At 58.7% G+C, this 14851-nt stretch carries 14 protein-coding genes; 10 read left to right on the top strand and 4 right to left on the bottom strand.

Going from position 1 to position 14851, the window contains the following annotated elements; genetic code table 11:
• Positions 1–24: 24 nt before the first annotated feature.
• The 9 genes from FHJ80_RS10800 to FHJ80_RS10760 all read left to right on the top strand — a co-directional run bounded on the left by FHJ80_RS10800 (position 25) and on the right by FHJ80_RS10760 (position 6095).
• Complete coding sequence (locus tag FHJ80_RS10800; protein ID WP_139527163.1) at positions 25–567, top strand: HAD family hydrolase; 543 nt, start codon at positions 25–27, stop codon at positions 565–567.
• The gene (lptC, locus tag FHJ80_RS10795) at positions 567–1139 is read left to right on the top strand and encodes an LPS export ABC transporter periplasmic protein LptC (RefSeq protein WP_139527162.1); all 573 of its coding nucleotides are present in this window, start codon (positions 567–569) and stop codon (positions 1137–1139) included. Before FHJ80_RS10800 ends, lptC begins: the two co-directional genes overlap by 1 nt.
• 8 nt (positions 1140–1147) lie before the next feature.
• On the top strand, positions 1148–1642 hold the full coding sequence (gene lptA, locus FHJ80_RS10790; protein ID WP_139527161.1) for a lipopolysaccharide transport periplasmic protein LptA: 495 nt from the start codon (positions 1148–1150) through the stop codon (positions 1640–1642).
• 11 nt (positions 1643–1653) lie between these two features.
• The gene (gene lptB / locus FHJ80_RS10785) at positions 1654–2412 is read left to right on the top strand and encodes an LPS export ABC transporter ATP-binding protein (protein ID WP_139527160.1); all 759 of its coding nucleotides are present in this window, start codon (positions 1654–1656) and stop codon (positions 2410–2412) included.
• 105 nt (positions 2413–2517) lie between these two features.
• Complete coding sequence (locus FHJ80_RS10780) at positions 2518–3933, top strand: RNA polymerase factor sigma-54 (protein WP_139527159.1); 1416 nt, start codon at positions 2518–2520, stop codon at positions 3931–3933.
• 97 nt (positions 3934–4030) lie between these two features.
• A complete protein-coding gene (gene raiA / locus FHJ80_RS10775; protein WP_027335376.1) occupies positions 4031–4339 on the top strand; it encodes a ribosome hibernation-promoting factor, HPF/YfiA family in 309 nt (102 codons plus the stop codon).
• Positions 4340–4343: 4 nt separating this feature from the next.
• Positions 4344–4811, top strand: a complete 468-nt coding sequence (gene ptsN / locus FHJ80_RS10770) for a PTS IIA-like nitrogen regulatory protein PtsN (RefSeq protein ID WP_139527158.1) — start codon at positions 4344–4346, stop codon at positions 4809–4811.
• Positions 4812–4869: 58 nt separating this feature from the next.
• Positions 4870–5787, top strand: a complete 918-nt coding sequence (rapZ, locus tag FHJ80_RS10765; protein WP_139527157.1) for an RNase adapter RapZ — start codon at positions 4870–4872, stop codon at positions 5785–5787.
• Between the two features lie 38 nt (positions 5788–5825).
• Positions 5826–6095: an HPr family phosphocarrier protein gene (locus tag FHJ80_RS10760; RefSeq protein ID WP_139527156.1), complete on the top strand. Its 270-nt coding sequence runs from the start codon at positions 5826–5828 to the stop codon at positions 6093–6095.
• A gap of 16 nt (positions 6096–6111) precedes the next feature.
• Here FHJ80_RS10760 and pmbA read toward each other — a convergent pair whose 3' ends face one another.
• Positions 6112–7452 carry a metalloprotease PmbA gene (gene pmbA / locus FHJ80_RS10755; RefSeq protein WP_139527155.1) on the bottom strand — a complete coding sequence of 447 codons (1341 nt, stop codon included), beginning with the start codon at positions 7450–7452 and terminating at the stop codon, positions 6112–6114.
• Positions 7453–7547: 95 nt separating this feature from the next.
• Between pmbA and yjgA the strand changes: the two genes are divergently transcribed.
• A complete protein-coding gene (yjgA, locus tag FHJ80_RS10750; protein ID WP_139527154.1) occupies positions 7548–8069 on the top strand; it encodes a ribosome biogenesis factor YjgA in 522 nt (173 codons plus the stop codon).
• Positions 8070–8074: 5 nt separating this feature from the next.
• Here yjgA and tldD read toward each other — a convergent pair whose 3' ends face one another.
• The 3 genes from tldD to rng are packed head-to-tail and all read right to left on the bottom strand — an operon-like array spanning position 8075 to position 14843.
• Positions 8075–9529, bottom strand: a complete 1455-nt coding sequence (gene tldD, locus FHJ80_RS10745) for a metalloprotease TldD (RefSeq protein ID WP_139527153.1) — start codon at positions 9527–9529, stop codon at positions 8075–8077.
• Entirely contained in the window at positions 9526–13377 is a 3852-nt protein-coding gene (locus tag FHJ80_RS10740; protein ID WP_139527152.1) for a YhdP family protein, read from the bottom strand. The genes tldD and FHJ80_RS10740 overlap by 4 nt, the downstream gene beginning before the upstream one ends.
• Before the next feature lie 2 nt (positions 13378–13379).
• On the bottom strand, positions 13380–14843 hold the full coding sequence (gene rng, locus FHJ80_RS10735; RefSeq protein ID WP_139527151.1) for a ribonuclease G: 1464 nt from the start codon (positions 14841–14843) through the stop codon (positions 13380–13382).
• Between the last annotated feature and the right edge of the window lie 8 nt (positions 14844–14851).

The following is a 14851-nucleotide window of genomic DNA, read 5'->3' as shown; positions in this document are numbered from 1 at the left end:
TGCCATGGATGTTAAGGAGGCTATATGGCCCTACCCGATGCACTACTCGACCGGCTCCGCCGCGTAAAACTACTTGCACTAGACGTAGATGGCGTTTTGACGGACGGCCGACTCTACTTTCAAGCCGACGGCATCGAGATCAAAGCGTTTCACACTCAGGATGGGCATGGCTTGAAACTGCTCAAACGCGTTGGCATTCATGTGGCGCTCATCACCGGCCGCGATTCGCCGATGGTCAGCCAGCGCGCTGCGGCACTAGGTATCAGCCATGTGCATCAAGGCTGCGAAGACAAACTCACGACCCTGAGAGCCCTCTGCCAGCGGCTGGATATTACGCTCGAACAAGTCGCTTACTGCGGGGACGACCTGCCAGACTTGGCACCCATCAAGCGCGCAGGCGTTGGCATCACGGTCCCCAATGCACCCGATTATATGCATACCCACGCCGATTGGATCACCGAACGGTTGGGCGGGCACGGCGCGGTGCGTGAAATTTGCGATACGCTGCTCACCTCCCAAGGGCATTGGGATGCCGTACTCGACACCTATCTTCACAGGCACTCATGATGGGCGTAAAGCTCAGAAAACGAGTTTGGGTAACGGCACTGGTCGTCGTCCTGGGCATGCTTTTGGTTTGGCTCGACCCGCGCAGCGCCCAAGAGCGAGATATCGACGAGCAAGCGCGCGCTCAGGAGCCAGGTCATGTATTAGAGAATGCCGAAATCACCCTATTTGGGGAATCGGGGGCGATTCAGCAGTCGCTGGTCACTCCCCGGCTAGTGCATACACCTCAAACGGCCATGACAGATGTCGTGTCGCCACGTGCTACGCTGTTCGATAGCGAACAGCGGGAGTGGTTGGCGACCGCGGATACCGGCACCCTGAATACCGATACTCAGGCCTTGACGCTGCGCGGGTCTGCCCGGCTGCTCGCGCCTGAAGAGGGTTGGCAGCTCGATACACAGCAACTCAACTACGATGGCGTGACCCGCCACGCCTGGAGCACTACGCCCGTGCTGTTGCAGCAGCCCCCTCAGCGTATGGAAGCTTCCCGCATGGACGTTTGGCTGGATGACAGCCAGGTCCGCCTGACCAACAACGTGCGCGGCGTGCATCCGCCGGCCACTCGTACCCCCTAGGAGTCGCGATGAATGCCTCTCTCCGCACCACCCTCTTTGCTTTAACGCTACCGCTGGCGACGGCTGCCATGGCGCAAAGCCAAGCACCCATCGAAGTAGAAGCCGACCGCCTGGACCTCGACCAGCGCGCGGGCACCGCAGTTTACTCAGGTAACGTGGATATTCGTCAAGGCGAAATGCAATTGCGCGGCGAACGCGTAGAGATTCAGCGCAATGATGCAGGGGAACTTTCTCAAGCCATTGCCACGGGTGAGCGTGCCTACTTGCGCAATCGTCTCGACGACCAGGAGACCCCCATGGAAGGTTGGGCGCGGCGCATCATCTATCACGTCGCCGAACGCCGCGTGGAGCTGATCGACCAAGCCGAACTGACCCAGCAAGGCGACCGCTTTCAAGGGGGCCGCCTAGAGTACTTCATCGACCAGGAAGTGGTGCAAGCTCGCTCCGACGTGAACGGTAGCGACAACCAGCGCATTCGCATGACCCTTCAGCCGGAACAATAGGGAGCGCCCACGTGGCAGCATCAACGTCTGCAGATTCCGCACCTGTCAAAACGCTCTACGCCCACCACCTAGCGAAGAGCTACAAACGCCGCCGCGTCGTCAAGGACATCAACCTGGAAATCGCCCAGGGCAGTGTCGTTGGACTGTTGGGCCCCAATGGAGCCGGTAAAACCACCTCGTTTTACATGATCGTCGGACTGGTCAAATCCGATGCGGGCAATGTGGGTATCGACGATCTGGATTTGACCCACGCGCCCATGCACGAACGCGCCATGGCAGGCATTGGGTATCTTCCCCAAGAGGCCTCGATTTTTCGCAAGCTCTCGGTAGCCGATAACATCATGGCCATCCTCGAGACGCGCAAAACGCTCGATCGCAGCGCCAGAGAAGCTCGCCTGGAGTCACTGCTCGAAGATTTTCATATCACCCATATTCGTGACAACCTAGGCATGAGCCTCTCAGGAGGCGAGCGCCGTCGAGTAGAGATCGCGCGGTCGCTGGCCACCGAGCCCGCGTTCATTCTACTCGACGAACCCTTTGCCGGGGTCGACCCTATTTCGGTCGGCGAAATCAAAACCATTATCCGCGCACTCAAAAAACGCCACATCGGCGTCTTGATCACCGACCACAACGTGCGTGAAACCCTGGATATTTGCGATATCGCCTACATCGTTGGCGATGGCCACATCATCGCCAGTGGAAACGCCCAGGAGATTCTCAATAACCAAAAGGTCCGCGACGTCTATCTGGGCGCTGATTTCCGGCTCTAAACCGAGGCCTGACCAAACTTTTCTTTTAGTGGCATGCTTATTGCACTTGCACGTAGCCATAACTCGCTCTAGGGTGGAGCTTTCTGATTAACGAGTGGTTCTCAGATGGTCATGAAAGCTTCTCTCCAATTGCGTATCGGCACACAGCTGACCATGACACCCCAGCTGCAACAGGCCATTGCCTTGCTGCAGCTCTCTACGCTGGACCTCCGTCAAGAAATTCAGCAAGCGCTTGACGCCAACCCTATGCTCGAGCAAGAGGACGAGTTTGGAGAGCAGGCAGTCAGCGAGCCGCAAGAGGCCGAGTGGTCTGACAGCATTCCCAACGAACTCTCCGTCGACAGCGACTGGTCGGACACCTATCAAGACATGGGCAGTCTGAGCGGTGGTAGCGAAGGACCCGACTTCGAGCGTCAAGCCGCTGGCCAAAGCCTTCATGGCCATTTGCTGTGGCAACTGGCCATGACCGATGTCAGCTCACGGGAATATGCAATTGCGGAGAGCCTGATCGATGCGCTGGACGCCAATGGTTATCTTACCCAGCCGCTCAACGACATTCGTGAAGGGCTCAAAGCACAAGGTCATGACGGCTTGAGCCAACGGGAAGTGGAAAATACCCTACTGCGCTTGCAGCAGTTCGAGCCGACCGGCGTATTCGCTCGCGACCTGCGAGAATGTCTGATGCTTCAACTTGCTGCGTTGCCGGAAGACACCCCGCTATTGATGCCAGCCAAACGGCTGGTACGACAGTTTTTGGAGGCGCTAGGCAAAGACGATATGCGCCTCCTCAAGCGCCGTTTGAGCCTGGACGATGAGCAGCTGGATGACGTCATTCGATTAATTCGCAGCCTCGATCCCCGACCCGGCAGCGCCTACGGCGTGACCGACGATAGCTACATCACTCCCGATCTGGTCGTGCGCCATGACAACGAAGGCTGGCATTTAGAGCTCAACCCGGACGCTCTTCCACGGCTACGCATCCAACCCGACTACGCCAGCTTGATCAAACGCGCCGACAAGAGCCAGGACAACCAGTTCTTGAAAGAGCACCTTCAAGAAGCGCGCTGGCTGATCAAAAGCCTCTCTAGCCGCAATGACACCTTGCTGCGCGTGGGGCGTGAAATCATCGCTCGCCAAATTGGCTTTCTAGAGCACGGCGAAGAGGCCATGAAGCCGCTGATCTTGGCCGACATCGCCGAAGCCGTAGAGATGCATGAGTCGACCATCTCACGCGTGACGACACAGAAGTTCATTCATACACCGCGTGGCGTGTTCGAGTTGAAATACTTTTTCTCCAGTCAAGTCAGTGGCCAAGACGGCGGCGACAGCCACTCGAGCACGGCCATTCGCGCACGTATCAAAAAGCTCATTCAAGAGGAGCCCTCAGGCAAACCGCTCTCCGATAGTCGCTTGGTGACGCTTCTCGAAGAGGGCGGAATAAGCGTGGCACGACGTACCGTCGCGAAATATCGCGAGTCGATGGGCATTCCCTCTTCGAGCGAGCGCCGCCGTTTACGCTAGTTAAACGTTTGGTCGTGACAAACTCACCGCAAGGGCTTTGCAATAGCGTAAAAAGGGTTACAATCGAAGTACAGCCCGATGGATAAGGAGCACGTCAATGCAAGTAAACATCACTGGTCATCACGTTGAACTGACTGACGCCTTGCGTGACTACGTTAACGAAAAGCTGGAACGCGTCGAACGACACTACGACAATATCACCACGGTACAAGTGACCTTATCTGTCGAAAAGGAGCGCCAGCAGGCAGCGTGCACGCTACATGCCGCCGGTGCTGACCTTCATGCCGAGGCACTCGATAACGATATGTATGCCGCCATCGATGCCCTTGCGGACAAAATCGATCGTCAACTCGTCAAACACAAGGAAAAAGCACAAGCTCGCGCTCAAGGCGCAGGCGTGCGTTAACTCAATGACGTTGGAAACCATTCTCCCCCCGGAGCGCGTGCTTTATGACGTACCCGGGGGCAGCAAAAAGCGGGTGCTGGAGTTTTTCAGCACCTTCATCGCCCAAAACACGCCCAGCCTCGACAGCCAAGAAGTGTTCAGTCGTTTGATTGGGCGCGAGCGTCTTGGCAGCACGGGGATTGGCAACGGTGTTGCCATTCCCCACGCAAGAAGCCCGCACTGCAGTGCCCCCATTGCTGGCTTTTTGAAACTGGCGGAACCCGTCGATTTCGATGCCATCGATGGGGACCCGGTCGATCTCGTGTTCGTTTTGCTGGTGCCTGAAGAAGCCGATGACACGCACCTTGCTTTGCTCGGACAAGTCGCGACGATCATGAACGACGCCGATACTCGCCAACAGCTGCGCAAAGCAGGCAGTCAAAAAGAACTGTTGACGCTGATAACGGCCAAGATACGCGAACAAGCTGCGTAACAGATCTACTCCTTCAATTTGTCTTTACTTCTTACGCTCAAACGCCAAGAGAGACGCTATGCAACTGGTGATCATTAGCGGCCGTTCAGGTTCCGGTAAGTCTATCGCCTTACAAGCGCTGGAAGATCTTGGCTATTACGCGATCGATAACTTGCCTGCCATGCTGTTGGGCTCGCTTATCGACGAGTTGCGCGCCCAGGGTGAGCGCACCCGGATTGCCGTCAGTATCGACGCACGCAACTTACCTACTGCGCTGGAGCGTCTGCCAGCGCTACTTGAAGAATTGCGCCACCGGGAAATTCGTTTTCAGGTGATCTACCTGACAACCGATGCGCGTATTTTGCTGGAGCGTTACTCGGCCACCCGCCGTCGTCATCCCCTCACCCGTGATAGCGACATGACGCTGGAAGAAGCGATCAACAAAGAAGAAGAAACGCTGAATGACATTCGCGACCTCGCCGATTTATTGATCGATACGTCTCGACTCTCCGTACACGATCTGCGACGCCGCATTACCGACCAAGTAGCTCATCAGCGCCAGCATCAACTGACGCTCACCTTCGAGTCCTTTGGCTACAAACGCGGCGTTCCGCTGGATGCCGACCTCGTGTTCGACGTACGCTGCTTGCCCAATCCTTATTGGGACCCTACTCTGCGCCAATATACCGGTCGCGACGCCAACATCATCGACTTCTTGAGCGGCTACCCCGTGGTAGAGGCCATGGCAAGCGATATTGAAACGTGGCTGGAGAAGTGGCTACCGGCCTATCAAAATAGCCATCGCAGCTATATGACCGTGGCCATTGGCTGCACGGGCGGCCAACACCGGTCCGTTTATATGATCGAGCAGCTTGCACAGCGGCTCGTCAAACAAACAGGGGAAGTGCAGTTGAGGCATCGCGAGCTAGGGCTGCAGTACACGCTCAGCGAAACGCCGACAACCCAACATACGGCGGCGACGCCCAGTACTCCCTGAGCCCTCCCTAAAACCCCACTCGGCAAAAAGGAACCAGAGTGCCCGAAAGAACGTTGACCCTTACCAATCAGCGCGGCCTTCACGCCCGCGCAGCCACCAAACTGGTTCAGTGTGGCCAGCAGTTCTCTGCCCAGATTCATGTGTACAAGAAGCAGCAAAAAGCGGATGCTGCCAATATCATGTCACTGCTCATGCTCGCCGCGCCCTGCGGGACCGAGCTCACCGTCATTGCAGAAGGGGAAGACGCCGAACGAGCGCTCGATGCTATCGAGGCGCTATTCGACGCTCGGTTTGAAGAAGATCAGTAATCGATGCAGCGTACGCTTAGCTGCCCGCCACGGTCATCGCATCCACCAGCCAGCTCCCCGTGTGAATGCTGCCCCGTGTATCCGTGTCATCCCCTACGCCGCTCAGCCCGGCAAACATCTTGTTCAGGTTACTGGCGATCGTGAACTCCTCGATTGGGTACTGAACTTCACCGTTTTCAATCCAAAAGCCTGCCGCTCCCCGCGAGTAATCACCGGTCACACCGTTCACCCCCTGCCCCATGAGCTCGGTGACCCAAATACCTTGCCCCATCTGACTCAACAGCTCGGCTCGTGGCGTTAACGGAGCCAGCAGGCGTAAATTGCGCGCGCCACCTGCATTTCCAGTCGAGTGCATACCTAAACGCCGTGCGCTATAAGCAGAAAGCATGTAGCTGGCAACCTGCCCCCGATCGATGAATCGATTATTACGGGTTTGCACCCCCTCGGCATCGAACGGCGAGCTCGCCGTCGCCCCCACTTCCATGGGTCGCTCTTCCAAGCCAAACCACTCGGGGAAAAGCGGCGTTCCCAGACGGTCACACAGAAAAGAGGCTTCTCGGTATAGCGCACCGCCTGCCAAGGCGCTCATTAGATGACCGATCAGGCCGCTGGCTAGCGTAGGGTCGAACAGCACCGGAAAGGTACCGGTCGGTGGCCGACGCGCACCCAGTCGGCGAAGCGTGCGAGTTGCCGCTTCTCGACCGACCTCTTCCGGGCTGCGTAAATGGTGTGGATTACGTGCGGCGGTGTAATCATAGTCGCGCTGCATACCCTGATCGTCCTGGGCGATCAGCATGCATGAGAGCGAGTGATTGCTGCCTTTTTGAGTGCCCAAAAATCCGTGGCTGTTGGCATAAACACGGACACCCTCGCCGCTGGAGAGTGACGCACCCTCCGACTGATGAATTCCCTCCGCGCTGCGTCCAGCCTGCTCGCAGCGAAGGGCCAGGTCGATGGCCTCATCCGTGGTGAGCGTCCAAGGGTGGTGGACTTTCAAATCGGGTAGCTCGGTGGCCATCAGCGACGCGTCTGCCAAACCGGCGGCAGGATCTTCTCCGGTATAGCGCGCGATCGCGAGCGCTTTTTCGACCGTTGCGCGAATCGACGCGCTGCTGGCATCGGTAGACGAGGCGCTCCCCTTTCTCTTGCCCACGTATAGCGTTACCGCAATTCCCTGATCGCGCGACAGCTCAACGGTTTCCACATCGCCTAAACGAACGCTGACGCCCATGCCTTGATCGACGCTGGCACCCACTTCAGCAGCATCTGCTCCTAGCTGCTTTGCTAGGGCAAGCGCTTCTTCAGCGCGCTGTGTCAGTAATGCCTGCTGCGCCGATGCATCAAATGCCTGTGCCATGTGGCCTCCTTTTCGCCTGAAACGCGTTGGCGGATCAATGTTGTGGTCACAGCCTGATATAATGCTGCGAACGAATCTAATCTGTGAGTAGCTATATGCCCAAGCAACGTCCCGAGCCAATTGACATCGACGAACAGGTAGAACGCCCCAGTAAATCGCAGCTAAAGCGAGAAATGCACGCCTTACAGGCGCTTGGCGAAACCCTGATTGCCATGAACCCCACCGAACGCTCACGCTTTCCGCTGTCTGACGATATGCTGCGCGCCATCGATGAAACCGCTCGCATTCGCTCCCATGAGGGCCGCCGACGTCATATGCAGTACGTTGGCAAGCTCATCCGCAAAGAGGATCTAACGGCCATTCAAGGCGTTTTCGACGCCATCGAACAAGAAAAAGAGCAGCGCGATCATGCTTTTCATCGCCTGGAAAAGTGGCGAGACCGCATGATCGACGAGGGCGACGATGCCGTCGATCTCTTCGTGGTCGATTATCCCAATGCGGATCGGCAAGCGCTGCGCCAACTCGTGCGCAACGCGCGTAAAGAACGCGAACAGGGCAAGCCCCCCACCAGCTCGCGCAAGCTGTTCAAACACCTGCGTGAGACGCTAGCGCTTTAAGCCAGTCATGAAGACTGCGTACCGCCGACGGTCAGCTCATCCAGCTTAAGCGTGGGCTGACCGACACCGACGGGCACGCCCTGCCCCTCTTTACCACACACGCCAATGCCGGTATCCATCGCCATGTCATGGCCAATCATCGACACTCTGCCCATGGCTTCGGGCCCGTTGCCTATCAGCGTCGCGCCCTTGACCGGCGCTGTGACCTTGCCATCTTCGATCATGTAAGCTTCGCTGGCCGAAAAGACGAACTTACCCGAGGTAATGTCTACTTGGCCGCCGCCAAAGCTGACGGCATAGATACCCCGCTTGACGCTTTTGATGATGTCGTCAGGATCATCCTGCCCCGCCAGCATGACCGTGTTGGTCATACGTGGCATTGGCAAATGCGCAAACGACTCGCGACGCGCATTACCGGTGGGCGCCATTTTCATCAAGCGCGCATTCAGCTTATCCTGCATATAGCCCGTCAAAATACCGTCTTCGATCAACGGCGTGTACTGACCGGGCGTGCCTTCGTCGTCCACACTGAGCGCGCCACGGCTATCGGCCACCGTGGCATCGTCGACCACCGTGACGCCCTTGGCGGCGACCTGCTGCCCCATCCGCCCGGCAAACGCCGAGCTGCCTTTGCGGTTGAAATCGCCTTCCAATCCGTGCCCAACGGCTTCGTGCAGAAGAATACCAGGCCAACCCGCCCCTAACACCACCGGCATCTGCCCGGCCGGTGCGTCGACGGCCTCCAGGTTGACCAGCGCTTGACGCACCGCTTCTTTTGCGTAGCGCTCGGCCACGCCTTCATCACGCAGACGCGACATCGAGTAACGACCACCGCCGCCCGCGCCACCGCGCTCCCGGCGGCCGTTTTTGGCCGCAATCACACTGACGTTGAAACGCACGAGGGGGCGAATATCGGCGGCAAGGGTGCCGTCGCTGGCGCGCACCAACACGACTTCGTAGGTGCCAGAGAGCGACGCGCTCACTTGGCTGATACTGGGATCTGCGGCTCGCGCTATGCGATCGGCCTCTTTCAACATCGCGACCTTTTCTTCCGCTGATAACCCGGCAAGCGGATCGATTCCTGAATAACGCGCGGCGGCGCTGACCGGCGTTACTTTCTGACCGGGTAACTGTTTTCCGCTGCGAACGATACCAGCCGCCGTTCGCCCGGTGTCCATCAACGCATCGGCGGTGATTTGATTGGAGTACGCAAACCCCGTTTTCTCACCCGCCAGCGAGCGCACGCCCACGCCACCATCAATGTTATAGCTGGCCTCTTTGACCTCGCCATCCTCCAGCACCCACCCTTCTTGCCAAGTTCGCTGAAAATAGAGATCGGCATAATCGATGCCCGCTCCCAGGGCATAACCAAGGCCAGTATCCAGGGCGTCAAGATCGAGACCACCAGGGGTAAGCAAAATGGAAACGGCAGACTCGATATCGCTTGTTTGTGGGGTCATTGGGGGCCTTCTAAAGTCACTTGCGGCGAGGTCCAAGGACCTCGCACGCGATAATAGAGAGTGGTTGCTTGATCCAACGCATCGCCGAATAGCTGGTCGGCAATGAATAGCGCGCCGCCAACGATGGGCGCGCCGACCGCAATGGCGGCGATGGGTAAACTTTGGCTCACAGGCAGTGTGACGCCGAGACGCTGATCGAGTTCACGCTGTAAGAGGTTAACACTTCCTGTCAGCGTCAGCGTGGTCGCAGGGGCATCAATTTGTAGGGGGCCGCGCAGCAGCAGCTGCCCCTGGGCCACGTCAGCGGTACCGTGCACACGATCGAAGGCGGTGCCTTGACCCGTCAAATCGGAAAAATCGAAGCGCAAGCGGCGCAGAATGTTATCGAAATTGAGCAGTCCAACCAGGCGGGCTGGCGTCGATTCGAGCGTCACGAAACGCCCATCACGAAGATCCGCGCTCATCTCTCCACCGGCTCGGCTCAAATCCACCTGCCAGGGTGCGCCGGGCCACGTGAGGTTGGCGGATACATCCGTCGTACGGCTTCGCATGGCCACCGGCTGCCCTAGCCGCTCTAGCGCCGTACCGACATCGCCTCCCTGAATAGAAATATCGGCGCGGGTTCGACTGTTCACCGCATTGCCCTCCCACACCAGTTCGCCTCGCGCAGAGAGCTGACCGAGTGTCAGCCCCACCGGCGCAAGCGTAAAACGACGCTCATCGGCTTGCCAAAACGCGGTAAGCGGTCCGTAGCGGCGATTACCCACACTCACTTCCGCCAGTCGCAACCGGCCATTAGGCAGCGCCGCCAAGCCGTCTGGGATTGGCACGGGATCTGCGTACTGGGTATCGACCGCCTCGATCCAGGAGTCGGGAGCAGCGACGTTGGCATCATGGGTGTTGGCGGGGAGATCGAACAATGGATCCAGCGTCAGCGTGGTGATGGCGATGTCCAGCGGACGCTCGCTGGCAGGTTGGTAGTCGACCCGGCCGTTCAGCACATCACCATTGAGGGTTAAGGCTGCACGCCGAGGTTCGATCGTTCCTGAGGCCGTCATCGCGCCCAGACAGGTCTCACGATACATCAGACACTCAGTGCGCAGCCGCACGTCGAAAGGCGAACGGTCACCACGGCTGGAAGCGTTTTCCAGATTTCCTGACATCAGCGGAGCAAGGGCTGCTTGCCACGCCAACGGGTCCAGTGTGTCAAGACCTGCATCCAAGCGCCAGCCCGGCTGTCGGGACCAGCCGGAGCGCGATACCGCGCTGCCTAGCGCTACTTGCCCTGCCTGTGCGCCACCCTCTAAAGAGTGTACCTTGGCCACGAGCTTATCGGCCAACTCAACGGAAGTACGCCCAGAGGCCAACTCAGCGCGTAACTGTAACGGCCAGGCCTCTTCGCTGCGCTTGGCAAATGGCTCGGGCAGCTCGCTCGTCACGCCGAGAAGGCGACTTTGCAACGTCACCACGGGGCTAGGCGTCAGCGTGACCTCCCCTTGCCACGGCGTGCTACCGTCGATGATTTGACGAGCTTGTTCGGCAGGCACGCTCGCCAGCGACCAGAGCGCTGAGGTCGCTACGCTCCCTTCAAGGGCGATGCGCTCATCGGCCAAGAATGTCGCCCGCAGATTCCCTCCCTGCCACTGACTACTCAAGTCGCCGGTCAGGGCATGCGCCTGCCCCACTTGTTGCCAGTGAAGTTCCCCCCCCAGTTCACGCAGCGTAATAGGCAGCGGCGCATAGCCGACAGCCGATAGCACCGGGCGGACATTGATCTCGAGCTGAAGCGTCTCTGGGGATTCGAGTGGCAGCTCCAGCGCGACGTCACCGTCAAGATGTCCCTGCGCCGACAGCGCGTCGAGGGGTAGCGTATCCATGTCGGGCATGGCGCGAAGGAAACTCAGCAACGCAGCGCCATGACTATGTACGTCTGCCGACAGCGTCAGTGGCTGCTTCTCTTCCATACGTACCACACCATTGGCGACTTCCACACCCTGACTCTGCGCATGTGCCACTTCGGCTTGCAATACGCCTCCTTGCCAGAGCAAGCGCCCCTCAAGATCCTCTAGTAGGGGCCAATCAGGCGCTATCGGTAGATAGCCCTGCTCGATCGCCAGTGCCAGCGTTGCCGATAGCTGATCCGATGACGCGCGCGGCCCCAGCGGCTGGCTGAGCTTCAAAGAGCCCTGAGGCACCATGCCCCCTATATCGCTGGCCAACCAATCGCGCAGCGCTGGGTCGAACGCTTTCATCGGCAGCCACTGCGAGAGCGGACGAGCGCGCGCATCCACGTCGGCAAAGGCGATGTCGAGACCGAACTGGCCGTTTTGCTGCCCAGTGATCAGGCCAAAGCCACCGCTGACACGAGCTCCCTCCCAATCGACGTTCAGATCGCGACCGCTGATCATGGTATTGGGGCCGTCGTAAACCCACTCGACGACCCCTTCTGCATGGCGAAGCTGCATCGGCGCATCAAACAGTTCAGGGAAGTAAAGCGCGCTATCGCCCGCGCTATTAAAGGTCACACGCCCACGCAAATCGCGCGCCTGAACCCAGGCATCCAGCGGCCCGCCGCCCGGTGCCTGCTGCCATGGCAAAACGGCAACGTTGGTCAGGGCTGCATCGACCCCCCAACGGCCGTCACGCTGGCCTAGACGTAAGCCCTGCACCTGCCCGCGGGGTGAAAGTGTTTGCAGAACCCGCGTCACCGACTCAGGCAATAGTGCATACTCACGCCACGCCGCCAAAGAGGCGAGCTCGAATGCGCTGGTGCGCAATTCCCACTGTCCGGGTTGATGCGATAGATACCAGTGACGTGGTAGTGCCGGGCCAGCGCTGCCCCCCTCGGGTTGTGCCCACTCGACGGTCTCGGCACTGCCGCTGAGCCATGCCTCCCCCCCATCGCCATCACGCAGCCACTGTCCGCTGGCCTGAATATTGCGAAGCACGGCGTATTCGACATCCTGACGCAGGGTGAGCTCAGGAACATCCAGTGCCAGCCGCGCATCGGCCAAGGCACCCTCTTGCCAACGACCCCAAAGCTGTACCTGGCCACCCACCTGCTCCAAAAAGGGCATCCGATCCGGACGAAACAGGGCGGCCAGTACCACCAAGTGGTCAAGCTGCATGTCCAGCTGAAGAGCCGCCGAAAAGTCGCTAAACCCCTGCTTTCCTGGCTGCATTTCGGCACGAAGGGTCATAGCCGGAAGCTCGGCATTCGCCGCATCAGGCGTATCGACGATGGTCAGTGCGCCCTCTAGACGCGTCCGTCGCCGATCACCGCTCAACAAGAGCGTGGGCGCGTGTAGCATCACGGTTTGCTCCTCGCCATGCAGGGTGACACGACTATCATCCACCCAGACGCGCTGGCGCAGTAACAGGCCCGCCCAAGCATCTAAGGCGTCGAGGTCGACGTCGGGCTGGGGCGTCACGCCCAGGGGGAGTTCGGCCGGAGAGGGCCACCCCCATCCGCTATCCTGCTGTTGGTAAAGATGAAAGCGCAGCCCAAACATACGCGCATCGCTGAAGATGGGTGCCAACCGACGCAAGCTCTCCCAGACATCGAGACGTAGCGACAGGCGGTCGACCTCCACCAAGGCCTGTCCCTCAGGGGTTTGCGCCTTAAGTTCATCGAGCGCTAGGTGCAGAACATTACGTTCTAACGAGAGTGCTAGCCGGTCGACGTGTACCGGCACCCCGATGCGCGCTTCGAGCATTGCTTCGATACGTGGGGTCAAGGCATCCGCCTGGCTGGCCAATAGACGAAACGCCAGCATCACCACAGCCAGCGTCGCCAGCACGGCAGCGACGCTGATCCAACAGCCACGAACGAGAGAGCGTGATGACATCATTACATCAGTACGATGTCGTACTGCTCTTGAGAGTAGTGCTGCTCGACCTGGAAACGGATCGTTTTATTGATGAAGGTCTCCAGATCGGCGACAGCGGCAGACTCTTCATCCAGCAGGCGATCCACCACCGGCTGCGACGCCAGCACCATATAGGTCTCTGCGCTATAGGCACGCTCTTCGCGGAGGATCTCCCGGAAGATTTCGTAACAGATGGTTTCTGGAGTTTTGAGGGTCCCGCGGCCGCCACAGGTCGGACATGCTTCGCAGAGAGTCTGCTCTAAGCTTTCCCGAGTACGCTTACGCGTTAACTGCACCAGTCCAAGCTCGGTAACACCGGTGCATTTGGTTTTGGCGTGATCACGCTCTAACGCTTTCTCTAACACGCGCAACACTTGACGCTGGTGCTCGACATCCACCATATCGATGAAGTCGATGATGATGATACCGCCAAGATTGCGTAAACGAAGCTGGCGCGCAATGGCAGTGGCGGCTTCCAAATTGGTCTTGAAAATCGTCTCTTCGAGATTGCGATGCCCCACGTAGCCACCGGTATTCACATCGATGGTCGTCATGGCCTCGGTCGGGTCGATGACCAAATACCCGCCCGATTTGAGTTGCACCTTGCGCCCCAGCGCTTTCTGAATCTCGTCTTCGACACTATAGAGATCGAAGATCGGACGCTCACCGGGATAGTACTCTATACGGTCGACCGCATCGGGCATGAACTCTTCTGCGAACTCCACGAGCTTGACGAAGTTTTCCCGGGAATCGATGCGCACCTTCTCGATGTCATCGCGCATCACGTCTCGGAGCGTGCGCATGAACAGCGGCAGGTCGTCATAAATGACGCTGGGCGGTGCAGCAGTGATTTTGCGCTCGCTGACTTTTCGCCAAATGCGCAACAGGAAGTACATATCGCTGGCCAGTTCTTCATCGCCCACGCCCTCTGCGGCAGTCCGCACGATGAAGCCGCCTGTCACCTCGAGGGTTTGCTCCTCGATGCTCTTGTCTAGCAGCATCTTCAAGCGTTCACGCTCACGCTCGTCCTCGATGCGCTGCGACACGCCGTGGTGTGGCGAGTCAGGCATGTAAACCAAGTACCGCGAGGGGATCGATAAGTGCGTGGTTAGACGTGCCCCTTTGGTGCCGATGGGATCTTTGGTGACCTGAACGACCAGGGCTTGGCCTTCGTGGAGCAGTTGCCCAATGGTTTGCTGCTCCTCGCTAGGAGTGCCGGGCGGCATGACTTCGTGTGCATGGATGAACGCCGCACGCTCCAAGCCAATATCGACAAAAGCAGCCTGCATGCCAGGCAGTACGCGAACGACTTTGCCTTTGTAGATATTGCCTACGATACCGCGCCTGCGAGAGCGCTCGATGAGCGCCTCTTGCAATACGCCGTTTTCTACCAGCGCAACGCGGGTCTCCATGGGCGTTAAATTGATGAGGACTTCACCGCTCATGCAAAATT

Origin of the sequence: Halomonas sp. BL6 (assembly GCF_006228115.1) — a bacterium.
GTDB lineage: Bacteria > Pseudomonadota > Gammaproteobacteria > Pseudomonadales > Halomonadaceae > Vreelandella > Vreelandella piezotolerans.
The sequence above is the reverse complement of the archived record's forward strand: the minus strand, read 5'-3'. Positions and strand labels throughout refer to the sequence as shown.